This is a genomic window from Legionella shakespearei DSM 23087 (assembly GCF_000373765.1).
Lineage (GTDB): Bacteria > Pseudomonadota > Gammaproteobacteria > Legionellales > Legionellaceae > Legionella > Legionella shakespearei.
In genome coordinates this window covers 58,952-82,512 of sequence record NZ_KB892435.1, presented here as the reverse complement: position 1 = coordinate 82,512, position 23,561 = coordinate 58,952, and the positions used below count along the sequence as shown (strand labels likewise).

Genomic DNA, 23,561 nt, shown 5'->3' with positions numbered 1-23,561 from the left:
TTGTTTAGTGATTCATATTATGCCTGAGCCTTTGATGCTTCAACCTGAAAAGTTCAAGAAAATAGTTGCAAACTTAGCGGGATTGGAACAAGAGCTAATGAAGCAAATTGCTGCCCTTGAAGAAATGTCAGCCCCTCCTACATTTACTGCCCTTATGTTGCCCCTTGAAGAGATTATTAACCACCTCGATACCATCTATTGGGCTGCTGAGCAATTGAATAATTTAAACAATTCAAAAGAAACAAGACTCACTTTTAAAAATGTTGTGACTGCTTATGAGCGAATTAAAACAAGAATGTATCAAAGTACACGCCTGTATGAACTGATGAAAAGACTGGAGGCAGCAACTGAGTATCAGGATTTAGATCAGGAACAAAAAACGCTTTTAAATATGTGGATCGATAAAGCAGAAAGGCAAGGCACGCATTTCGATTCGGAAACCAGACAAAAGTTTAACGGGCTTTTGCGTGAATTAAATCATTTATCTTCTGAATACAATGAAAACATTAGGTATGCTAAAAGAACGCTAAAAATTCGATTCGATGATACTGTTGATACCAAAGGCATTCCTGATGAATTACTCGAGCGGGCAAGAGTCAATGCGAATGCCCCAAATAACGTTGGCTTTTCATTTGATTTATCAATAACCACTATTTTGGCTCTGTTAACCAACGCGGAAGATAGAGCTATTCGAGAGAAAACATATAAAGTATTCCAAACCTATGCCTCGGAATTTGATGATACAGATGGCTCTCATGATAATGGCGAAGTGATTAAATGGATTCTTAAATACCGGCAGGAATTGGCTAATTTATTTAACAAGAAACATTTTCTTGACCTTACAGCATACAAGCGTTCGCTTGATGATAAACAAATCAATGAGATATTAGAACATATTGGGGCGCTCCTGAAAACGCCATATGCCAACGAAATAAAGCAACTTGAAGCCTTAGCCAAAGAATTGGGTATTGAATCAATTGAGCCTTGGGATATGTGGTATTTAAGGGATAAACTCCGTGAAAGAACGTTTCAATTTAATGAAGAGGCGACACGATCTTTTTTCGAATTGCATCATACGCTTAATTGTATTTTTGAAACAGTTGGTGATTTATATCAACTTGAATTTATTCCTTTTGAAGTGAACAATTCCTGGCACGAGGATGTCCTTGGCTTTAAAATTATAGATAAATCCAGCCAGGTATGTGGAACAATTTATCTCGACTTATTTGAGCGTCCTAATAAAACCGAGGCCGGCTATGCCTCACAGGTACAAACAAGATTCGCATCAGCACGTTCTGAACTACAGGAGAGTGCCTGTGTCGTGTCTACCGATTTTAATCCTAAGAATAGCAACGGAGAGGCTTTTTTATCTATAAGTGAAGTTAAAGATTTGCTCCATGAACTTGGCCATGCGCTGCATTATTCTGTTGGCATGACCCATTATCCAAGTACAGGAGATAGCGACAACTACAAATGTGATACGATTGAAGTTCCCAGTATTTTGTTGGAATATCTTCTCCGGAACCCTGGGTTTTTGAAAAAATTGGCTAGAAACCATGATACCAGTGAATCATTTTCTGATGAGCAGGTGGAACAATTTCTTAAATCACAATCTTTTGGTATGGCTGAAGTCATGCTTACCCAAATGATATACAGCTTATATGACATTGCTATTCATCAAAGTTCAGTGGACAATTTTCATGAATTATTCAACGAGCTTCGAGCAAAATTCTTACCCCTTGAAAGCTGGCGTGATTCCAGGCGCCCAAATACCTTTGACCATTATTTTGAGATAGGCTCCTTTGAACAGGGATATGCTGGTATTTATTCTGCTTATCCAATTGGTGATATTGTTGCTGCTTCTTTATTTAAAGAGCTCTCAGACAACCCCGAAAAATGGTTGCTCTTAAAGGAAAAATTCTTAAGACAAGGTGCTTGTGGTGGTTCGTATAGTGATATTCAACACCTTATAGGATATCAAGTTGACGGAACAGCTTATTTAGAAACAACGTGTAATCTTGTAACTGACAAACCATTCACCGATGAGGGATTTGGCTTTTTTAAAGGTAAATCTGTGGAGCAGCGAGAAGTCAATAATAATGAAGATAATCAGCAAAAAAGGTTGTGAATGCTTAGCTGAAGTTTAATATTATTTAAGTTTAGGAGAAGTTTTAAATTGCTCAAATTGGGTTCGTAAAATTTGTTCATTTTCTTTGCCTGGCAATAGGGCATTTATAGAGTTTAAGTCTTCTTCAGTAGACAATATTGGGAGGCACAGCATTACAAATTCAAGTCGATTATCACCTGGCAGGACATTTAATACTTTTTTTAATTCTTTAATATTCTGAACACAAGTATGAAGGGTTTTAGCAAAATCTAATTGCTCATCTCCAGGAATAACTTCAATGACTTCTGCTAATTGGTTACCGTTTTCAATTTTTTGTTGATGGGCTTTGGCAAAATCTAATTGACATTTTTTGGGTAGATATTTTACAACATGAGATAACTCAGAACCATTGCGTATTTTATCTTGATATTTTTTTGCAAAGTCTGCACGCTTCTCATTCATGAGATGTGAGATTATTGCACCTAATTCAAAGCCATTTGACATTTTATCTTCAAAAGGTTCTATTAATTCATATAACTCTGGCGTTGTTGGAAGAGTATTTAGAACCAGTTCCAGTAGGAAAATGAACTGTCCTATTTTATTTTTATTATCGATAGCATAGCCTAAACGATCCTTTTCAGGCAGCGCAGCTAAAATGAATTGCAAGTCATAACCACTTTTTATTAAATCTTGATATTGGTTTGCATAGCCTAACCTTTGTTTTTCAGGAAATGCGTCCAGTAATGCGGTTAAACCTTCTATTGAATGAATTGTATCACGGTGGTTGTTAAAAAATTCTAACCTTTCATCATGAGCCAATGTTTTCATGATAAGCCCTACCGATTTGTCGTGTTGAACCATATGTTCATTTTTTTTGAGAAACTGCCAACGGTACTCTGGGTGCATTCGTTGTAAGGCTTTAATCAAATCATTCTCATTTTTGACTCGGTCTCCATGCAGGTTCAAAAATTCAAGTTGTTTGTTTTTACTTATAGCACCCAGAACTTGAGAGAAGTCTAGGGTGTCAAGCTTCCCCTCATAAAAGTCATCACCGTAAATATGCTTAATTAAATGGCCTGAATTGACTTTGCCAAGTAAAATTTCAAGAAGGGTTTGAGTTTTATTTTTATCAATTTTATATTTTCGGTAGGATTTATCGCGAACTTCTATTTCTTTGTCTTTAAATTGGGGAAATAGGGAAATGATAACTTTAATGCTCTCGTAATCATTTGAATCGATGAGTAAAAGAAGCAGGTCGTCACTGATGGTCTCACTGCCGACACTCAAACCAGCTTGGGCCATGATTTCAGGTAGATAGCGAACAAGTGCCGTTTTTGAATTGAGTTTATTCAGGGGACTTTTACTCAGAAGAACATCATAGGCCATGTTCTCACTGAGCCTTGATAATTTTTGTTCAAATGATTGTTTTAAATCAGTTGACGGTTCTTTACCCCATTTATATTCATGATTTTTAATAGGAATACCCGGTGGCAGCATCACTCTTGCCTGGAGACTGGCAATGTAGTTTTTATCGATATCTCCTGTTCTCATGTGTTTTATGATATCCGATAATTTTATGGTTCGCTCCTCACCTACAGAAACAGGATTTAATCTAGCCCCTGCCAGGGAGGCATAACTGTATTGATCAACCACAGATAAAGGCAGGCTAAATTGAAATACTGTTCCCATCATTTTATAAGGGGACTCTTGTGCAAGATCTACTGCCTGCTGGATTAAATCATCAGAAATACCCATAACTTGAAGACTGGATTCAAGCATCGTTTTGATATTGATTGAAACTGCTGTTTTATTTTTAGTGTAATAAATAATGGTGTTCGAACCTGCTAACTTGTGATTACCAAACAAGAATACATTCGTAGAAATTGCGGTTTCCATGAAGCCTTCATCGTAATTGTACACTTTGCCGTTATTAGATATATTTAAGAAATGCTCTATAAATTCATTGATATTCAATATCTTATGAAAAAGTGCGTTATCTGTTCTCAGTGCAACGGCCTGACTGTCAGCATTAAGAATTTGATATAAATTGGTATATAGAGAGTAAGCATAAGCAATTTCACTATCACATCCATGATAAAAAAATATTCTATCCGGATGTGCCCGTTCATTTTCAATCATTTGGGTAGCTTGCATTACCAGCCGCTTTTCTTCCTCTTCGGAATATTTGAGGTCAAAATAATCCGTTAAAAACTTCAAAACATTTTCTTTAATGGGTTTATCCTCCTTGAAGTCATCACCCATGATTGTTTTTAAATGGAGCTCGGATTGAGAAAGAGCGGGCTTTTTTTCAGATTTTTTAACTTTTTCAGACTGAAATAAAAAGTGTCGATGGTGTTTTATATCATCAAGAACGCGGCCTTTCTTTAAAAGGGTATTGATGATATCCACACGGACTTGGTCAGGGGTTGTAAGTGGCTTATAAGATGTCTTTTGTTCTGGTAAATTTGAGGCTACGCCTAAGGTATGAGTCTTTGGTTGCTTTTGAGCATTGTCTAAATGTTCCATTAATGTTTGAACAGGAGGCTGTTTTAATAGTTCATAAAAGGGTGGGAATAGTGTTACTGCGTTATTATCATCCAAATGAACAGTAACTGTTGTTTGCCCTTCCGCGGTGATAGTCCTGTTTGCTTGGGTTGCATTTAATAATTCTTTTATAGGAACCCAGCGGTGTTCAGTATGCTCTGAATCGTGCAGCGCATTTAAATCTAATGGTTCATCTCGCTCTATAAAATATATTCTGTAAAGGTGCTGGCCATATTCCGTTTGAGTAACCATATCATGAAATGAGGCTCTAGACAGTTCGAGGTTGCTATAGTTCAACTGATTATCAGATTCCTCTTTGACCTCTCTTTGTGCTGTTTTAGGCAGCGTTCTGTCTTCTTTATCACTATTACCACCAAAGATGTCATACCATTCATGCCGCACGCGTTTTGACAGTAAAGCACAAAGCTCGCCTTTATCATTTTTAGATAATGTCATAATACCTGCAGCTGTGTTGCCGCCTATCGCAGCCTTATCACGTTTGGCAAATGGTTGGCTGGCAAAACCATAATGTTGGGCAATAAAATCCAAGCGTTCAGAAAATCCTGAAATAACTTTATTTTGTAATGAAGTCGGAAATTCTAATTGGCTGGTAAGATCCCAAAGCGTTTGTTCAATGACATCTCTTTTGCTGATGAGGTCACTGACTTGCTCTCTAATATCCTCTTCAGACAATGAACCAAACCAAAGAGTTCCAGTTTTATTTATTGCAGGGTCGCGCATCGATTGTAACTCTGTGACTAATGCCTCAGGCTCCTCTCTCAACTCACCCAGAGCTCGGTATATAAAATTAGCCCCTGAATCAATGATGTATACTTCACCTTTTTCACTCTGAATAAAATTATCTTCTTTGGTAACATCAAGATTGCCTAAAAAGGCATGAATAATAAAATTCTTTGCTACTTGAGTTCTGATTACGTCGCTTTCTTGAGTTGATGCTGATTTTATAAATTCAGACAGTTGAATCGTTACAGGCCTGTTCGGTAATTTTAAATCGGCATTTAATGTTTCCGGAACCACTTGATAAGCCTTGAATTGTGGCGTAGGAACACCTAACGATGTATAAAGGGCATTCATCAAAAGTTCAACTTTCAATTGCTGCTCACTGCTACCGTATTTAAAGACAAATGTATTTTTTGTATTGTGATCTTTAACTAAATAAGTACTGTTAGTTCCTCCACCAAGACTTTTTACGAATGTTAATTGGTCAAGTTTAGGGGGAAATGCTATTTTTTTGCCGCCTTTAATCTCATTATCTTCCATAATTACCGCTTTGCTCTATCTTTATACTAAATATAGTACATCTGACTAATTTTGATTTAAGTTGGAGTGTTAAACAACTTTTCAAAGAAACATAGGGTCGGAGCCTGAGGAATCGACACATAATTTAATTGACTCAAAAGAACATACCTCCGTACCGCGGCTTGTCCGCAGTATCCAGGAATCTATCCAAATAATTAAATTGTTGCTTAAATTGAGAACTTTCTGACCCTCACTGCCACATAAAAAACTGTAGCCTTGATGCAGCGATAGCGTAATCAAGGTTTTCCTATGGCCTCTTAGCCTTGCTGCATGAAAACCTTGATTACGCTATCGCTGCATCAAGGCTACGCCTATTTTAAATAAACCCTCCCAACTTAATGGCAGTGGGCATAACCATGGGGTACTGGGGTATTTAGAAACTTATGACAAAATATAATTAATCCCATGATCATGAGCTAATCGAAGTAATTTCAAATTAGCTCCCTTAGGATGCACTTCACCTCGTTCCCACTTTTGATAAGTAGATGGAGTAACATTTAATATTTTAGCCATTACAGCTTGACTGACTTTTTCTTTAATCCGCATTTTTTTTATTTCTTGTGCCGCAAGTTCTTTAACTTCACTTAAATTAAGCACCTCTATTTCTTTAATAGTAATCGCATCTAATCGAAGATCTTTGGCTGTTTCTAAAATAGCGTCAATAATTTTACTCATTTTCAACCTCCACTAATGCCCCCTCTTGTATCAGCTTATCAATTTCTATATCAGAATAAGCTAACAAAGATTTAGCAATAATTTTAAAAGCTTTTTCTTCATTAGAAGAAATATTACTTTTGGCATTTTTCTCAAACCCAAACACAAAAAAACAATGTTTACCCTTTTTGAAAACAACGATAGTTCTAGTACTACCACTTTTCCCTCTTCCTTTATTGGCAACACGTTTTTTTATGACACCTCCACCATAATTAGCTTCGTAAATTTCAAGAGCAATTTCTTTAGCAGCAATGTCAAGCGATTCATCACTGACATAATTTTTTATGGCCCATTTGGCAAAAAGTTTCGTTTTTATTACTTTCATCGACAACGCCTTTTATAGTAATAATTACTATAGCAAATTTTACTATATTTTACAATGATACAATAAAATAAAGTGGAGGTTCTTTACTGGATCCCTAACAAAACTTACCAGGGTCAGGCCTTGCTTTTTGCTTCTTAATTTTTTAATAGCAAAAAGCAAGGCCTGACTCTATATATTCAGCAAGGCCTAACCCTATATATTTTTTAATAAATAAACAGATAAATTTAATTCAACATGAAGATAGTATAATCTATTTGATTTATATTTAATCTCGATCTATAACTAGATAGAGCGATTACTTAGTACCTTCACCAGGATGTAATTGCAGGAGTGGCTTCAGTAGTAATATTTCAAGTACTAAATTAATAGGTCAGAAAGACTTATTAATTAAGACTAACTTTGTATTAAGTTGAGGAGGTATTATGTTTCGTTATCTAAGTGTTCTTGTCTTAAGTGCATTCCTTGCCAGCGGATCTGTTATGGCCGCACAAGATGCGGCAAAAAGTAAAGCGTGTGGTAAAATTCTCGTTGAATGCTGGAAGAAGGCCGTAGAGATTAATTGCTATCCTAGTCCCCTTCGACCCGATGTTTGTAAAAAATTTAAGAAACAGAATTGTTCAACGAAACCTAGCTACTATAAAGATTTTTTTAATTTTGGTAAATTGGGGCCTGAGATAGCTATCAAATGTGCAGGTTCATGATGGCTTCGTGGTTTGACACTCTGTGTTTTCATAATGCAAGGGACGTGCTCCAAAAAAATGTATATTTAAACTGGAGTGTGTTCCTTTTAGGTCAATAGCAAGGCCTGCCCCTCACTGCCACATAAAAAACTGTAGCCTTGATGCAGCGATAGCGTAATCAAGGTTTTCCTATGGCCTCTTAGCCTTACTGCATGAAAACCTTGATTTCGCTATCGCTGCATCAAGGCTACGCCTATTTTAAATTAATTCTTCAACTTAATGGCAGTGAGCATGACCCTGTATATTTTCATATCCATTTATGTTTGAGTAAGGTATCAATGGAGTATGTTGAGAAGAACTATAATGCATGTGAAATACTCGTAAAAAAAAATAATTCAGCTAAACTAGCCAACCTTTAAGTATTAATAAATAGCCGTTGTATTATATGAAGCATTTACTCAGAATGTTATTCTTTTTTGCCATTACAAGTTGTTATGCGGAACCACCTGAAGAAGTCATAAATTCTTGTCGCGAAGAAAAGAAAGCTCATCCTTTGATTAAATTCGAGGAATTATACGTAAGTTATGATACCGATAATCAAAAAATCACTAGTTGCCCTGATGATTCGCATAGAAGCATTATAAGAGTTGAAGTTAATAATTATTCTTTTTATCAAGAACATTGTGGCAGCCAGGAATTCTTTCTTGCTGATAAAAGAATTTTACCTTTAGATCAATCAGTAAACCATTCTCTTTCACCTGATGTCAAACCATATGGTGTTACACATATATCTGAATGGTATTTAATATCTTACAGAGGAAAGGATTATATTTGTATGAGTAGTGGTTTGTCCGAAAATGGTTCTGGAGCAGCAACTAGTCAATATTACATAGTCGAAAATGCTTTTGATGATAAAGCTCCTCTAACGTCACATTTTTATTTCTTTGATAAAGAATTCATTGAAGAACTTAAAGCCAGGCGTTAATCTGATTAAAAATTACTTACATCTTTAGAATGAAAGCAGATAATGCATATTGAATCATTCACAAGTAAATTTAACATTTGTCTTAAAGAGGACTCAAGTAATTCCAGCTATAATAGCGCAAGTCAAATTCGATACTTACCTGTTTTTACCTTCTAAATAACTTCAAGATATTTGAACTATTTATTAGCATTCTTAGAATTGTCATTGACGTAATACATGACCAGGCTTAAATAATCCAAGATCATTTTCAATCCATTGTGAATTATGATAAAATATTCAGGCTATTTTTAAGTCATTGATTCACTTGAAAATTTACACAAATTAAGCCAGCCCTACATGGAAGACATTATGCATCATTTATCCCCAGATTTTTTTTCTGTTACATTTTCAAAATTAAGACAATACTTTCTCAAAAATAAGAAGAGCATGTTTTCAGGTGATGACTTTGCTCAAATACTAAAAAATACTCCCAAAGAAGTACAAGGAATATCATTTGGCTCCACGGAGTACGCGGATTTTAGTGTTATTCAAACAGACATTATTGCCCAGGCATTCAGCCAACTTCACGATAATGTGCATTCACTCAATTTTTTTTATAGCAACTTGATTGAAAGAGCTTTCTCTGAGCAATAATGGGATAGAAAAAAGACCGCCTGATGAGCTAAAACAATTGTATCAAGCAATTGAAGATCATGGGGGATTGCTTTATTTAGAGCATAATAAAGAGCCTATTAGCATTAATGAGCAACTTAATCCTTTAATACAAAGTAAGCGCGCAATACTGGCTCAAAATCCAACGAATACATTTCCTCTCTTGACTGATGAAGAAAAAAAGCATGAATTCGGTTATTTAATCGCCTTAGAGCGCTCTCAAAGACTCTTATGGCGCAAGAATCCCGTCATGTACCGAAAGGATTATAAAAATTATGACTTTAATTTGCATGAACAAGGTTTAGATACGCCTGATGAGCCATCCAAAATGGTTAATTACTGTATGGCATACGCTATAAAAAACATAGCTCAAGTGAATAATTTAGATGAAATAACAAGAACGTTGTTCGACAGTGATTCTCAAGACGTGAGTGTTTCCCCCAGAGGCGCATACGAATCGATGCAAAAACAACACGGCATATTCGCTGTTTATGGACGGCACTTGTTTTTCTTGGTTCATTAATTAGCGAAAAGAAAATCCATCACTCGAATTTTTACCACTTATCTAATGACGGAACATTTGAACCAAGCAATGAACTCGGTATGTTCTCTCTTTTTAGTACCAACTCATTTTATCACACGACATTTAAAGCACATTTAGATAAAGAAGCGATACACAAATACTTAATGCTTTCATCTACTCCCCTGCAAGAAAACGATCTGACTGATGAAACAATAGATTCATCACTTACGGAGCCAGAAGAACCTTCCGAAACAATGAAACAAAGCGAATCAGCCAATGCCAATGCAGCACCCGATGTACCTAGGCCTCCAATTACAGCCCACTTGTTATGCCAGTTAGCCAAAGCAGGAAATCTGTCTGAAATTAAAAAATATACAGTCAGCGCAGACGTGATAAATACACGAGTAAGTCATGCTATTTTAGGAAGTTTTGCGATTTTTACATCAGTTTATAACGCGCTGATGGTCGCAACAGCTTACCGACATCTTGACGTTGTTCAGTATTTTATAGAAGAAATGCAGGCGGATTGCTCTATTAATGGTGGTCTATTTAATGATATTAGTCTGATTGATTGTGCCAGGAAAAACTGGTGGTTTATTGCCGCATCAGATGACACTTTTATTAAATACATCGAAGAATCTTGGTTTAAATACAAACAAAAGCAACTGGCTCATCGTTTTATAGAAAAGGCTAATAACGCACGTGATGAAAGCCCATCCCCTGAGCAACAAGCAACGCTTATGAGTGCAGCCAATACAGAAAGCGTATGCGTGAAAGTTGCCCAAGCCTATGAGCCAACCTCCAGCACTCAAGAAATTCTCACATTCCTTTCAGAGGCAGTGGAGTTGAAGGATAAGGTGGCGGCGGTTGATTTAGGACAACGCCATCAAATTAATCCAGACTCATGCGATTTAAATACCGCATTTGATTCCTATTTAAAAGCGGCACAGCTTGGCCAGGAAGACGCATTAATCCCCCTGGAGCGCCTTGCTCAAAGAGTGAGTTCTGCCAAAAAACTAGAACTTAGTCAAATGTATAAATCATTTTTTCATAATGAGGAAAAAGCCGAATATTGGCGTGCTAAAAGTATGGAACTTAGCAATTCATCCCTTAGCTTGTAACTAATAAGGACGTAAAATTAATGAACAATTTGTATCTGTTATTGGGCCTCTCACACGATGCTTCAGCACAAGAAATTAAAAAAGCATATCGAACCCTATCATTAATCGAACACCCCGACAGGGGTGGTAGTTCGGAACGGATGGGGTTATTGAACGAAGCGTATCAAACTCTTTCAGACCCGAATGAACGGCGAAATTATGATGAAAAGTGGCGTCTATTTCAGGAAGCAGATGTAGACGATGAGAGTGAACTCGTTATTTACGAGCGAATTAAAGCAGGCAATGCATTACCTTATTCGTACCAGTTCAGAAAGCAACATGAATCTCTGAATGCACGCTATAGGCAAACCCCATTAACTCTTTGGGAAAAGCAAGCTACAGAATTTCAATCCGGGAAATATTCCTTTACACCCTCAGAAAACGGTTCGCCAGCTCAGACGATCCACGATGTGTTTGCGTTGATCCGTAAAAAAACAGAGCAGGGAAACCAACCCGTTAGTACTATAGAATCCCGCCCCTTAACTCCCGGATTAGCCATTAAGCAACTCATGGAATTTTTATCAGGTGATTATTTCGGTTCTCGACTCACCAAATTAAGCTCCTATTTAGCCGATGAGATAAAAAAAATCAAACAGCACAAGAAGCTTGGGGCTGAGCTGGAGTTATATGAAGGCTTTTTCGAACTCACCCTGATTGCATGCCAAAAAGCCCCTATAAGTACATTGATTTATTCCGTGAATAAAATAACGAATTTTGCAAAAACGACTGATCCAGCGACATTATCACATACCCTTCCTTTATTTTATGATCCCTTATTTCGCACCCTTTACGCACAAGCATTACATCTTTATTGGCAAGAACAACACAATTTAGATGAATTAAAATCTTACGATGGTATGCAGGATGCAAAAGACCTCTTGATGACGTTAAAAGAACGTTTAAGCATGAATGGAACGAACAAGAATCTCACCCAACTTATTCGCCATGTAAAATCATTGTACCAATATGAAAAAACCTCACAACGAATGTCACAGTGTAAACAAACCGCAGAGGTTTACAGAGAAGATGCGTTTCAATCGTTGGATTGGGTATCCTTTTTGATGAATCAGAGTAGCCGCGCCGTTCTAATGAACCATTTTTTACAAATTGGCTTAAAATTCCAGAATGCGGCTCGGTTGGAAGATAATCCTACGCTGCAAATGGCTGACGAGCAACTTGCATTGAAAATGTATTTAACAGCCATAGGTATTGCACAGCATGACACTCCAGATATAGAAATGTATGCTATCACCCACGTACTGCGTTACCTGGCATCATTTAAGTATCAAGACGACACATTGAATGAAGTCATTTTATCTCTAAAAAAGCGAACTCATCTCCTGGCGGACATGTTTCCATTTTTTGAATTGCCACAGTCAAATATTGTGTTTTTAAGAGAAGAGCGCAAGGGTTTACATTTAATGCGGCAAGTCCTTCACACACTAATTAAAATCTATCAACACAATAAAAACCTCTCTGAAACGCCTCAAGCCATACACCATGCCCCAACTGAGATTCTTTATCAAGCGTATGAAGCCTGTTTAAAAAACTGGTATCAGGAAGAATATAACTCGAATTTAGAACAACAATTTCGCATTGATTTAATGGATGAATTATTGTTTGAGAATAGCTGGACATTTCTTGATGTAGAAGAACGTTTAAACTCCCCCTGGATTATGGTCGATAGAGATGCAGAGGGTTGGATAAAACCCACACGTATGCTGCCCTATCAGACAGGGCGTAGCACGCAATACAGAACCATCAATGGTGCTGAAATTAATCATAAAACGGGTAAAATCGACTTCTATATGACGCCATGGACTGAAGGACGCCCTGTATATGAAAAAGTATTTAGCCAATTTGATTTAGAAGAACTTTTGGAAAAGAATATCGGTGGCGCTGTTTTTAGCTTAGACCCTGTTGACCCACTCAAACCGTACCATCCCTTTAACGCCATGCGATTTGCCCCCTCCTCACTTGCTGAAAGTGAATTATTAAACACCATGTTATTGACTGATTACATGTTAAAATTTATGACTACAAATCAGGAAGTATGCGGCCAGTATCCTTTTGACCAACGTCCGGTGGCGAACATGCTCTCGCATGTCCCCAAATACTTACGCCAAATAATTGAAGCGTATCAGCAAAGCCAACATAGTGGTGCATTACATCGATTCTGGATTGAAGCGGAAGAAATCAATTTATCTTTATCAGACGGACAGGTTGAGCCCAAGGACATTACTCGTATTCGTCTGGGCAATTTGAAAATGGTGGTTAAGAAACACCGTATGGAGCGAGACCTTAATGGAGAACTGAAAGACGTTGGTAATGAAGATGAGGGCTGGCCAATTTATGTTCTTACAGCAGAGCAATTCGAAGAGCTGAAAGAAGGCAGACGTCAGATTAATACCCATGCCATGATATTTATCTACAATAAAGTCCAACTGCTGTATTGGGAAAATAATAAGGTGATCCGTGAGCATACCCCCATCGATTACCGTGAAACCCTGATTGAATTGTACATTCATTCCCGAGACGTGGATGGAAAAGTGCCACCAACAACCGAATCAATGCCTTTACTCTATAGAATTACGAAAGAGATGGCCGCTCAAACAGGGTTATCACATCGTTACTCGCCCGAATTTATTTTTGCGCATGAATTCACCGAATATTATGATGAGTTTGCGCAATATCTACCCGAATTTGGTCGCTTAAAGGAACTGAGTAAAATAACAGTGTTAGTGCGTTATTTAAACAGCATACGCCAATCCAATCGTGAAGAACTCGAAGCAATTGATTATATCATTGCAGATTCCCATACAACATCACCTCCAAATACAGAAAGTTATAAAAAATATCATCGTCTGTATGAAACCTGCCGCCAACAAGTAACTGAGCAATTTGACGATTTAAGAGATAAGGTAAAGTCGACTGAGTATGGTCGACGCTACGGTCATAAAAACATCGCGCAAGACATTCGAATGCAGTTCATTGAATCTAATATTAAAGATATTGAACACGCTTTGGAGGAATCAGGACAGGTTGCAGCGCAACGCGTCGCTGTAGCCAGATCACGGCGCTATTTGCAAGATTGTAGAACCCCAAAAGCAGCTTTAGAGGCTGGATTTGTGACGGTTAAACTAGGAACTCAGGCACAAGAAGTCGATTTAAAAGGACAATGCTTTTGGGTACCTGCCAGCGTACGTCATGAAGTGCCTCAAGCAGAACAGGCGAGTCGATCTCGCTACTCATTTTTCATCTATGGTGGTGTTAATGTTCAACCAAAAATTAATACAAAGCAAGGAAATGCTCCTTTAGGAGGGAGCCGTATTGGTGGAAGTGCCTTTAATAATGTTAATGCTCAAGCAGCCATGAATCATAAACTAAGAATTCTACAAAGCGCTCAACTCACTGCTGTTAAGACTGAACATCTTGCTGATGGAAGAATTCGCTATTATGATATAGAACGTCCCTCGAGAACACCTGGACCTACAAGAGGAAATGCCTACGTAACTGAACACAATACTAAAACAGGACAAGTACGCACTTGGGCCGAATCTTATGATCATCAAGGTAATGTGAATAGAGTTCATCCTAAAACGATTGATGGACAAAATCTACGTGCTCAGCATTACCCACCTACTGGCACGGAAAAGAGAGGATTTAAATAATGTATACAAGGGCTAGATTTGGCAAAGAATTAAAAGAAAGGGTTAGTTTTCAGGAGGATATTAGAAAAATAGCGGCTTGGGCTCATGAAGTTTACATCGAAGGATCTCCTGATCAAGATGTGGAATTTTTAAGAATATTACTAATTTTGAATAAAATGGAGGATGGACCAGAGTTTAGTATATGTTTCAAAAGGTTGAATGAGATTGCCGATGATTTGATTGCTGGCAAAAGAAATATAAATATGGATTATTAATTGAGCCAAAAAAATTGAGTATCCACTCCTATGAGATTTATTTATGGGAAAAACCCGAATACTGTCCAAATAAAAGAACCTAGGGGGACTTACTTAAGATGTTTTTGTAGCGGGTCTGCTTGCAGCCGGAAATGGAGGCTTAGTTAGAACTTAGGTTGTGTAACGATCGTCAGTTCCCGGCTGCAAGCAGACCGGGCTACGAATAGAATTAAAAACCTTAAGTAAGTACCATTCAGGCCTGACCTTACTAAACGAAAAGGAACACACTCCAGTTTAAAATATACATTTTTTTGGAGCACGTCCCTTGCATTATGAAAACACAGAGTGTCAAACCACGAAGCCATCATGAACCTGCACATTTGATAACTATATCAACCCCCAATTTACCAAAATTAGAAATATCTTTATAGTAGCTAGGGTTCGTTGAACAATTCTGTTTCTTAAATTTTTTACAAACATTGGGTCGCAAAGGACTAGGATAGCAATTAATCTGTACGGCCTTCACCCAGCATTCTTCGAGAATTTTACCACACGCTTGAGTTTTTGCCGCATCTTGTGCGGCCATAACAGATCCGCTGGCAAGGAATGCGCTTAAGACAAGAACACTTAGATAACGAAACATAATACCTCCTCAACTTAATACAAAGTTAGTCTTAATTAATAAGTCTTTCTGACCTATTAATTTAGTACTTGAAATATTACTACTGAAGCCACTCCTGCAATTACATCCTGGTGAAGGTACTAAGTAATCGCTCTATCTAGTTATAGATCGAAATTAAATATAAATCAAATAGATTATATTGTATTCATGTTGAATTAAATTTATCTGTTTATTTATTAAAATATATAGGGTTAGGCCTTGCTGTGCGACACGAGGTCGCTGTCGAAAACACCCAAACAAAAGCCGGCAATGAGTCATCATAAATTAGCAAGAGACAAAGAGTACTTAGGTAATATATTAGTCTCAGAAGAATTTAAACTAGCCTTTGAAAAAAATAAAGTGAAAGGCGTCTGGTTTGCAAAACCAGAGGAATTTACTGCCCGCTCAAAGCGAGTGATCTCATAGATTGATTAGGTAGTATTAACGTATCAATAAGCTATTATAATTATGTAAAACCTAAAAGGAACAAGAGTAACTAAGGGGAACTTACCAAGGCCCGAATGGCACTTACTTAAGGTAACTCTATTCGTAGCCCGGTCTGCTTGCAGCCGGGAACTGACGCTCGTTACACAACCAAAGTTCTGACCAAGTCTCTATTCCCGGCTGCAAGCAGACCGGGCTACAAAACATTTTCACGACAACTTAATGAACAGTGAGTCCAAAGAATAAAATTTTTTATTCCTGACGTACATTGGCATGTTATTCAACTGTCGCCATCTAAATGCATAACCCAATCAGCGAATGTTTCATCTTCAAATTGATATATACCATATTCAACTTTCGTAATTAGATTCTTATTAGACAGCCGTCTCAATGCATTTTGGGTAGTATTCTTATTCACACTATTCTCAATGCCAAGAGTGTCTCCTATTTTTTTCATCGCTATCTGCCCATGTAAGTCTTTAAACCCATTAGCAATCATAGATAAGATGACTTTATCCGCGGGTAATAACCCTTCCCATTGTCTTTTAAAATTCTTGTCACTAAATACTTTATTTTGTGTATATTCTAACGCAGTTTTACTGCCCTCTTCGGGGTTACTTAAGTAATATTCAATATATCTTCTGAAAAATTCAGGAGTGCTTTTAAGATTTTCAAAAGCATCAATTGCATCATCTAAAGTTAAGGGGAATTTTGAGATTTTATTTACTCGATCCACCATAGCTACAACAAAATCTTTACCTAACAATTCAAATGGTTCCAGTGGAGCCCAATTATAGAATGGCTCAGACGCAACCCCAAACATTCGTCTTAGCGTAGTTTCAGAGCTTCCCGCAAATATAACTTTAATATTGTCTTTTCTTACATCTAAAGCAGCTCTTAATGCGTGAGCAAAATGAGAGTTTTCTTCGTAGGCAAGCACTTGAGCTTCATCTATAATCAACACCATTTTAGGCTTTTTGCGATCGTAGGAACTCATCGCCTCCATTAACAATGTCCCTGTCAATTTTTTGGGATCAGGCAGATCTGCTTCTACCATTCCCTCTCCTATTCCTGGTATTTTACCAGAGGCTTTCAGCTTTTTAATATTGATTGGGGTATTCAAATTGGACCAAATTTTGGCAAATCCCTTGGGTTCAATTATTTTATAAAACTCTGATACTAATGCTGTAGCGGGATCTATCTTTAACTCCCAAAGATTAGTGTATACAACCAAATAGCCAGCATTTTCAGCTACAGGAATAAAATCCTTTTTTAAAAATTCCGTTTTGCCCATTCTTCGCCTGGCAAATAATCCACGTGCAGAAGTTAATCCTATATCAAATAAACTAAGATATTTCTCAGCTAATAGAGGACGAGGATAGTGCCAATCGGTTTGAGCCATATTCTTCTTAACAGTTATTAATGAATTTAAGAAGTATTATATCTATGTCTAAGATAGACAACAATAGCAAAGTTCTTAAAAGTTATTAAATAAAATAAGAACCTTTAAGAACCTACTTATATGTAAATAAAACGGGGAATTTCTTTACTCCGCTGCCCTGTCCTCTCAAGTTAAGTAATTAACGGTATTACACAATATGCTTTTGATACGTTTAATGCTGTTCGCGTACAAATCTGCACTCAATTAGATAATAAAAAAAGTATTTCTGTTGCCAAACGATGTGGGTTTATTCAAGAAGCGATTTTAAAAAATTATCGCTTAGATTGCCTAAGTAAGAAACCATGTGATGAGGTTGTTTTGGCTTGCTTTTCAAAAGATCAACTTTCTTTTTTAACACCAATTATTACTGGATAATTTAACTATGGAATTGGGGACACCACCTCCTGCTGAGTAAAAAGATGGGGGAGTGCCACCAGTTATGAATTAATGCTTGAATAAGTAAATACTAATCAGATCTTTACTTGAATCACATTCAAGCTTCTCTTTTAGCTGAGCGATATAGACCTCAACAGTCCTATAAGATATATTCATCTCGCGAGCTATTTCTTTTGCAGTTTTTCCTTTAGATAAATGCTTAAGACTAATTGCTTGCTGCTCTGAAATACGAACCGGAATATCAGTGTTGTACTTGAAGTACACTAGTTCTCTATCAGCCAGTTCTCCCGGATCAACCAAGGTGAATCCATTCTGCTTCAGAAAAGCCATGACTATATCGATATGATTATCAACATTTCCATCATCAGTTGATAAGACAATGTCGCTGATTTGATTATAATATTCATTGCGCTCATCATGGAGAGTCTTGAGTACATCTTCAATATTATGCACATTTGTAAGTGGAACATGCTGACTGCCACCTCGTCTGATTTGTGTCTCAAGAGTTGTTTTAATAAATACAACACAAGCGTTCTTTAGATATTCCTGTATCTTTAGTGTATTTCCAACATGACAATCAAGTCCAACTACAATTCCCGATTGTTTTGATAATGAGTCAAATATTACCTCTTGCGTATGCTCATACTGCTTAAGCCCAGCCTGGCCCAGTATCTCGCTAATTGTCAGTCCTATTCTATGCTCCAGCCCCATATCTGCATCAACGAATTTATAACCAAGGCGCTCCGCCAAATGTTTTGAAAAATAAGCTTTGCCTGCTGCGGGATGCCCTACTACAAATATACGCTTTAATTCTTTCATCAACTTACTCCAACCTATTTTGTCTGCTATAAATATTCTAGCGGTCAAATTGATTAAATAATATACGTATTAATACTTTATTGTCTTGGCGTTTAGGGACACTCATTCCATTAGTCAATGCTTTATTATCATATGAACCTGGAATAATGCATTGCATCAATGTATTGCCTAAAAATGCCGGCTAATCGATTAGGTTTATTGGCATACCAAGAATTTAAAGCCTGGAGATCCACACAATGCATAAAATGATAATTAACACACGCTGAATATATAGGCCACACTATTCTGGAAATTCAGGCTGTCCGACCAAGGAATAACCTTTAGATTTCAAACAGCCGACTGCCCAGTTGATAATATCTGAATGATTTTGCATTTTTCAACCTACATATGACTCAATCTCACCTATCTTAATTCAAGAATAGGCTATATCTCAATCGCATGTGTTTTGGGGACAAAAAACCTGAACCTATTAGCCTTAAGCAATGCTCCAGACCCGAAATTTTAAATATTGATATAAGGTTTCTCGGCTAGAAAACCAGGGTTTTTCTGGTGGATTTACCGATCCGGATAAAATCATTATTGTGGGGCCGTGTGCAAATAATGTGGGCCGAGAAAATCATAGAATCATTTAATGTGGATCCAAAATTTTGGATAGACGCAATTAATGTGGTCCCAGTTTTGCGGATGAAAGCGGGTCCGTGTGATTATGAAAGCGAGCCGCTACAATTAGGTAGTATTAACGTATCAATAAGCTATTATAATTATGTAAAACCTAAAAGGAACAAGAGTAACTAAGGGGAACTTACCAAGGCCCGAATGGCACTTACTTAAGGTAACTCTATTCGTAGCCCGGTCTGCTTGCAGCCGGGAACTGACGCTCGTTACACAACAAAAGTTCTGACCAAGTCTCCATTCCCGGCTGCAAGCAGACCAGGCTACGAAACATTTTCACGACAACTTAATGAACAGTAAGCCCAAAGAATAAAATTTTTTTATGGGCGAAGATTCAACAGATCATCTGCAGTTTCTTCACAAAACTCAATAAAGAGCATCCGCCCGTCATAGTCTCTATCAAATTTTTTTCTTAACTCTTCATCGATCAGGATCACCAGATTACTCCCAGTAACCATAATGGCACCCGCATTGATTAGAAAAAGTCCCGGGGGTAAACCGATGGGAGCTACTGGGGAGAGGACGATGAAACATGAGCCGGCGGTAAACGCTAAAGTACCCATCATCATATTGACTGTTGTAAGGACGGCGACAGCTGATGTAGTTAATTCACCAATGGTACTATTGGTAAATTGATTCATTAAATTGTAGGATTTTTGTTTAAATAATTTCACTTGTTGTACCTTCTATTATTAATTTGAGTGCAGGATAATGGATAATATTCCCTAAAAATGAATTCGTTGTGTATGAGTGCCGCGAATTCCGAACTCACGTGAATTTAAACTCATTATTAGTGTTAATCAAGCGAAGCGGTCGCTTCTCCCTAATCAAAAACTTTCTCATACCTTCTTTAGGCTCGTTCGCCTCAACACACATGATGTGCAATTGGCTGTCTTGAGAAAAGCCAAGATTTTGTTTTGTTTTATCGTTATTCAAGTCCTGTGGTTCAGCATCCTCTGCATCAATGATACAACTAAAACCGACATCAGAACTCATAATTGTTTCAACCACCTGAGGCAGTAAATCCGGTTTTTCTAAAGCCTCTGGATCAAAGTCAAAAACCGCAGGATTAGCACTACCAAAAAAATAAAATGTTACATTAGCATCGTCTTTTTCCGGATTAACGTGGATCTCCCTGATGGTGCGAAATGTGGTTGACTTTGGATGAGCTTTAATCATTTCCCGGATTCGATGAGATAAATCCATATCCTGTATTTGGTAGTCTATGAATACCTGAATGGTCGGTTCTTGCAAATTATTGTCATCGATATATTGACTTAAGTACGCCATCCTTCTGGTATCAGACGGATGATTATCTATCGGAATCAGTGTACCGAAATCAAGCCATTTATCACCAGTGCTGGAAATATTTAATCGATCAAAGAAAGAACAACCAGGCAATCTTGTTAGTAACAGTCTCTGCTGCTGATATTCTTTTCGCTCGCGCATGAATGCATATATTTCACTAACGGAGACATTGGCTGCAGCAGTTAAGTCTGCTCGCTTTTCAAGAAAACGTTCTAAAAGGATAATGTGTGCACTCAATAAACTCAAGGCAAAATAGCCCGGAATAAATGGGAGGAGATGGATAATCGATAAAAGAGCTAAATTCTTCCATAAAGGATGGTTTTCTTTTAAATGCCCTAACTCATGAGCGGCGCAAAAGGGGTCGCTTTGTCTGTCACCCCCTAAAGTCATACTCATGCTGTTCCAGCTTCCAGCTGTATTGACCCCCTCAACGAAAGCATCTCGCTCTTGTTTTGTGTAGACCTTAATGGGATGTCGAATGCCCATGGTTGCTGCTTTCGTATTTATTATGTTTTGCAACCTATTTGAAGCTGGTTCCCTGTCAGAGAATTGGCTTTGGTCAGGATATAGACTGTAATCGGTTTTATAATAACAAGCTAACAGGGCTCCTCCATATAATAATCTTCTCCACTGAATCAACATGCTTTTCTCATTCACAAAAAGTGTCATTATATATTTTCATACAATAAATGTCCATGATGAGCAAATTAATAACACAAATAAAGCGCCCAATGATAGCCAGGCTTATGAGAACTTACCAGGATCAGACCTTGCCTTTTGCGTTCCATTAGCAAAAAGCAAGGCCTGACCCTATTGACCCACATACAAAATATTAAAATTAGATACAATAACTTGAATGTATCTCAATTGAGACATATAATTTAAGTGTGAATAGTAATCGGAGAAATCATGGCTCATACTTCAATGTTGCATGTTCGCGTAGACGACGAGCTAAAAACTAATGCAGCGAAAAATCTTGCAAGTTTCGGTTTGACTGTATCTGATGCCGTTCGTATTTTGCTGACTCGCATAACCAAAGAAGGCGGCTTGCCAGTTGGATTAACTGCTGATCCGAAAGTACATGATGCTTGGTTCCGTGACAAGGTGAAAGAGGCTCTGGCTGACACGCGACCCACTGTATCTCATAAACAAGTAATGGATGATGCACAAACATTAATTGACCGTAAGCGTCGCCGTGCCTGAATTGGAATGGTTAGCTTTAGCTCGTGCCGATCTTTTAGCGATTGTAGACTATATTTCAGATGACAACCCAGATGCAGCCCAGCGCGTAAAGGATGATATTGAGGTGAAAGTCGCAAAACTACTAGATTTCCCTAAAATGGGTCGTCCTGGTCGAATAGAAGGAACCAGGGAATTGGTCGTGTGGGCAAATTATATCATCGTGTACCAAGAAGACGCTTTTTCTGTTCAAATACTTCGCGTATTGCATGCGGCACAACAGTGGCCACCTTCCCATTGAATTTCATTCATCATTTTTAGCTATGCCTGATCCTTAGCGTACGTTTTCGTACCATTGGACTTCAAACACCATATATCACTTATTAGTTGAACTAACATGATCATTGTTGTCAGTTCAACTTCGAATTTGATATCGGGCACGCAAACGTTCACGACATGGGGATACCTGTGCCCAGTGTATCTTGTCAATTACACAAACTTAAGTTGGCGCCAGGCTTCAAAGAGAATAATTGCGACAGCATTGGATAAATTCAGGCTGCGGCTGTTTTCCCTCATCGGAATGCGGATGGAAAGGTTGTTTTTCCAGATGTCATCGGGAAGCCCGCGTGTTTCGGGTCCAAACAATAAAATGTCTTCGGGTTGATAGGTTACATCACTGTATGATTGCTGGCTTTTGGTCGTGCAACAAAAAATTCTGCGCCCTGCATTTTGTTGAGCAAAGGCTTCCCAATCATCATAATGTTTTACTGAAGCCCATTCGTGATAATCCAGACCGGCACGGCGCATTTTTTTGTCATCAGGGGCAAAACCCAAAGGATGAATTAAATGCAACTGAGCGCCGCTATTGGCGCATAATCGGATAATATTTCCGGTATTGGGAGGAATCTCTGGCTGATACAGTGCTATGTGTAGCATAGGGTTACTCTGCTCATTACAAATGCGTCATTTTAACGGATCTTTGTTAGGGTTCAAGCGTTAATGCAGGTGCAAAACGGCGTTCTACCCAATCCGGGTGCAGATAAGCAAAACAATCTTCAAGAAAATCACTTAATTCCTCTTCTTCAAGAACATGCTCAAAGCCAACTGGCTCAATTTCGTGATGGAAGTAGGCGCCAAAATACTGCAATGAAAAATCAAAGTAGTCTCTGCTGTGCAAAATAAAGCAGTGCCACATCTCATCGAGGATCAGTAAGGGGCCAAACAAGTAAGTATTTTTATTGAATTTCTGCCTTTGTTTGTTAAGCCACATCCAGGCTAGCAAGTCTGTAAAGATGACTTGAGCCTGTTCCGGAGAATATTCTGGATGATGGTGGCAAAAATAATCAATTACTGCTGTGTTTTGATACTGCAATAAGGTTACAAGTTCAGGAATCATTAGCGACAACAGGATTTCTTGGCACTTGGTTTCTTTGTGATATAACCAACAATACGACAAATCATTTCTTCTTTAGTCATGATAATTACCTTTTATGATGAATATTGATGTGTAGTCTACCCTATTGATCATAATAAATTCAATTGGTTTGAATTATTTTCTGTAATTAAATGAGTTTTTGTAGCCCGATCTATTTGCATCGGCCTCTTATACACATCTTCTTACCATTCACCGATCCACGTCGTCCTGAGCGCGTCTTTTTGCGCGAAGGATCTCCTGAAAGCGGCATGGTGCCAATGTAAGGAGATCCTTCGCGCAAAAAGACGCGCTCA

21 protein-coding genes are annotated in these 23,561 nt (G+C 37.8%); 11 read left to right on the top strand and 10 right to left on the bottom strand.

Annotated features, from left to right (window positions below):
- Nucleotides 1-19: 19 nt before the first annotated feature.
- On the top strand, nucleotides 20-2,128 hold the full coding sequence (locus tag B094_RS0114250) for a M3 family metallopeptidase (protein ID WP_018578496.1): 2,109 nt from the start codon (nucleotides 20-22) through the stop codon (nucleotides 2,126-2,128).
- A gap of 21 nt (nucleotides 2,129-2,149) precedes the next feature.
- Here B094_RS0114250 and B094_RS0114245 read toward each other — a convergent pair whose 3' ends face one another.
- The 3 genes from B094_RS0114245 to B094_RS0114235 form a co-directional block, all read right to left on the bottom strand.
- Nucleotides 2,150-5,932 carry an NUDIX hydrolase gene (locus tag B094_RS0114245; protein WP_018578495.1) on the bottom strand — a complete coding sequence of 1,261 codons (3,783 nt, stop codon included), beginning with the start codon at nucleotides 5,930-5,932 and terminating at the stop codon, nucleotides 2,150-2,152.
- Between the two features lie 420 nt (nucleotides 5,933-6,352).
- Nucleotides 6,353-6,646 (bottom strand): helix-turn-helix domain-containing protein, encoded by a 294-nt coding sequence (locus B094_RS0114240; RefSeq protein WP_018578494.1) that lies wholly within the window; start codon nucleotides 6,644-6,646, stop codon nucleotides 6,353-6,355.
- Complete coding sequence (locus B094_RS0114235) at nucleotides 6,639-7,010, bottom strand: type II toxin-antitoxin system RelE/ParE family toxin (protein WP_018578493.1); 372 nt, start codon at nucleotides 7,008-7,010, stop codon at nucleotides 6,639-6,641. The genes B094_RS0114240 and B094_RS0114235 overlap by 8 nt, the downstream gene beginning before the upstream one ends.
- Nucleotides 7,011-7,432: 422 nt before the next feature.
- Between B094_RS0114235 and B094_RS0114230 the strand changes: the two genes are divergently transcribed.
- The 7 genes from B094_RS0114230 (at nucleotide 7,433) to B094_RS0114195 (ending at nucleotide 14,934) form a co-directional block, all read left to right on the top strand.
- Nucleotides 7,433-7,711: a hypothetical protein gene (locus B094_RS0114230; protein ID WP_018578492.1), complete on the top strand. Its 279-nt coding sequence runs from the start codon at nucleotides 7,433-7,435 to the stop codon at nucleotides 7,709-7,711.
- Nucleotides 7,712-8,153: 442 nt separating this feature from the next.
- The gene (locus B094_RS16605; protein ID WP_018578490.1) at nucleotides 8,154-8,675 is read left to right on the top strand and encodes a hypothetical protein; all 522 of its coding nucleotides are present in this window, start codon (nucleotides 8,154-8,156) and stop codon (nucleotides 8,673-8,675) included.
- Nucleotides 8,676-9,023: 348 nt separating this feature from the next.
- A complete protein-coding gene (locus B094_RS0114215; protein ID WP_018578489.1) occupies nucleotides 9,024-9,308 on the top strand; it encodes a hypothetical protein in 285 nt (94 codons plus the stop codon).
- Nucleotides 9,283-9,849, top strand: a complete 567-nt coding sequence (locus B094_RS0114210; protein ID WP_018578488.1) for a hypothetical protein — start codon at nucleotides 9,283-9,285, stop codon at nucleotides 9,847-9,849. Before B094_RS0114215 ends, B094_RS0114210 begins: the two co-directional genes overlap by 26 nt.
- Before the next feature lie 80 nt (nucleotides 9,850-9,929).
- On the top strand, nucleotides 9,930-10,970 hold the full coding sequence (locus tag B094_RS0114205; RefSeq protein ID WP_018578487.1) for a hypothetical protein: 1,041 nt from the start codon (nucleotides 9,930-9,932) through the stop codon (nucleotides 10,968-10,970).
- 20 nt (nucleotides 10,971-10,990) lie between these two features.
- On the top strand, nucleotides 10,991-14,680 hold the full coding sequence (locus B094_RS0114200; protein ID WP_018578486.1) for a J domain-containing protein: 3,690 nt from the start codon (nucleotides 10,991-10,993) through the stop codon (nucleotides 14,678-14,680).
- Nucleotides 14,680-14,934, top strand: coding sequence for a hypothetical protein (locus B094_RS0114195; protein WP_018578485.1), 255 nt, complete (start codon nucleotides 14,680-14,682; stop codon nucleotides 14,932-14,934). The genes B094_RS0114200 and B094_RS0114195 overlap by 1 nt, the downstream gene beginning before the upstream one ends.
- Nucleotides 14,935-15,277: 343 nt before the next feature.
- On the opposite strand, the gene B094_RS0114190 is transcribed toward B094_RS0114195, so the two are convergent.
- Complete coding sequence (locus B094_RS0114190) at nucleotides 15,278-15,556, bottom strand: hypothetical protein (RefSeq protein ID WP_018578484.1); 279 nt, start codon at nucleotides 15,554-15,556, stop codon at nucleotides 15,278-15,280.
- A 288-nt stretch (nucleotides 15,557-15,844) separates the two neighbouring features.
- Between B094_RS0114190 and B094_RS17390 the strand changes: the two genes are divergently transcribed.
- Nucleotides 15,845-16,000 (top strand): hypothetical protein, encoded by a 156-nt coding sequence (locus B094_RS17390; RefSeq protein ID WP_155823934.1) that lies wholly within the window; start codon nucleotides 15,845-15,847, stop codon nucleotides 15,998-16,000.
- A 298-nt stretch (nucleotides 16,001-16,298) separates the two neighbouring features.
- Here B094_RS17390 and B094_RS0114180 read toward each other — a convergent pair whose 3' ends face one another.
- The 4 genes from B094_RS0114180 to B094_RS0114155 all read right to left on the bottom strand — a co-directional run bounded on the left by B094_RS0114180 (nucleotide 16,299) and on the right by B094_RS0114155 (nucleotide 21,323).
- Nucleotides 16,299-17,420, bottom strand: a complete 1,122-nt coding sequence (locus B094_RS0114180) for an ATP-binding protein (RefSeq protein ID WP_018578482.1) — start codon at nucleotides 17,418-17,420, stop codon at nucleotides 16,299-16,301.
- A gap of 483 nt (nucleotides 17,421-17,903) precedes the next feature.
- The gene (locus B094_RS0114175; RefSeq protein WP_018578481.1) at nucleotides 17,904-18,674 is read right to left on the bottom strand and encodes a shikimate kinase; all 771 of its coding nucleotides are present in this window, start codon (nucleotides 18,672-18,674) and stop codon (nucleotides 17,904-17,906) included.
- Nucleotides 18,675-19,666: 992 nt separating this feature from the next.
- Nucleotides 19,667-20,020, bottom strand: a complete 354-nt coding sequence (locus tag B094_RS0114160) for a hypothetical protein (protein WP_018578478.1) — start codon at nucleotides 20,018-20,020, stop codon at nucleotides 19,667-19,669.
- A 94-nt stretch (nucleotides 20,021-20,114) separates the two neighbouring features.
- Nucleotides 20,115-21,323 (bottom strand): M48 family metalloprotease, encoded by a 1,209-nt coding sequence (locus B094_RS0114155; RefSeq protein ID WP_155823931.1) that lies wholly within the window; start codon nucleotides 21,321-21,323, stop codon nucleotides 20,115-20,117.
- A gap of 240 nt (nucleotides 21,324-21,563) precedes the next feature.
- Here B094_RS0114155 and B094_RS0114145 point away from each other — a divergent pair, with 240 nt between their 5' ends.
- Together B094_RS0114145 and B094_RS0114140 are read left to right on the top strand one after the other, a co-directional pair.
- Nucleotides 21,564-21,857, top strand: coding sequence for a type II toxin-antitoxin system RelB/DinJ family antitoxin (locus B094_RS0114145; protein WP_018578475.1), 294 nt, complete (start codon nucleotides 21,564-21,566; stop codon nucleotides 21,855-21,857).
- Nucleotides 21,850-22,134, top strand: a complete 285-nt coding sequence (locus B094_RS0114140; RefSeq protein WP_018578474.1) for a type II toxin-antitoxin system RelE/ParE family toxin — start codon at nucleotides 21,850-21,852, stop codon at nucleotides 22,132-22,134. The genes B094_RS0114145 and B094_RS0114140 overlap by 8 nt, the downstream gene beginning before the upstream one ends.
- Before the next feature lie 188 nt (nucleotides 22,135-22,322).
- On the opposite strand, the gene trmL is transcribed toward B094_RS0114140, so the two are convergent.
- Both trmL and B094_RS0114130 read right to left on the bottom strand, forming a co-directional pair.
- Nucleotides 22,323-22,769, bottom strand: a complete 447-nt coding sequence (trmL, locus tag B094_RS0114135) for a tRNA (uridine(34)/cytosine(34)/5-carboxymethylaminomethyluridine(34)-2'-O)-methyltransferase TrmL (protein WP_018578473.1) — start codon at nucleotides 22,767-22,769, stop codon at nucleotides 22,323-22,325.
- A gap of 46 nt (nucleotides 22,770-22,815) precedes the next feature.
- Nucleotides 22,816-23,229 carry a glycine-rich domain-containing protein gene (locus tag B094_RS0114130; protein ID WP_018578472.1) on the bottom strand — a complete coding sequence of 138 codons (414 nt, stop codon included), beginning with the start codon at nucleotides 23,227-23,229 and terminating at the stop codon, nucleotides 22,816-22,818.
- Between the last annotated feature and the right edge of the window lie 332 nt (nucleotides 23,230-23,561).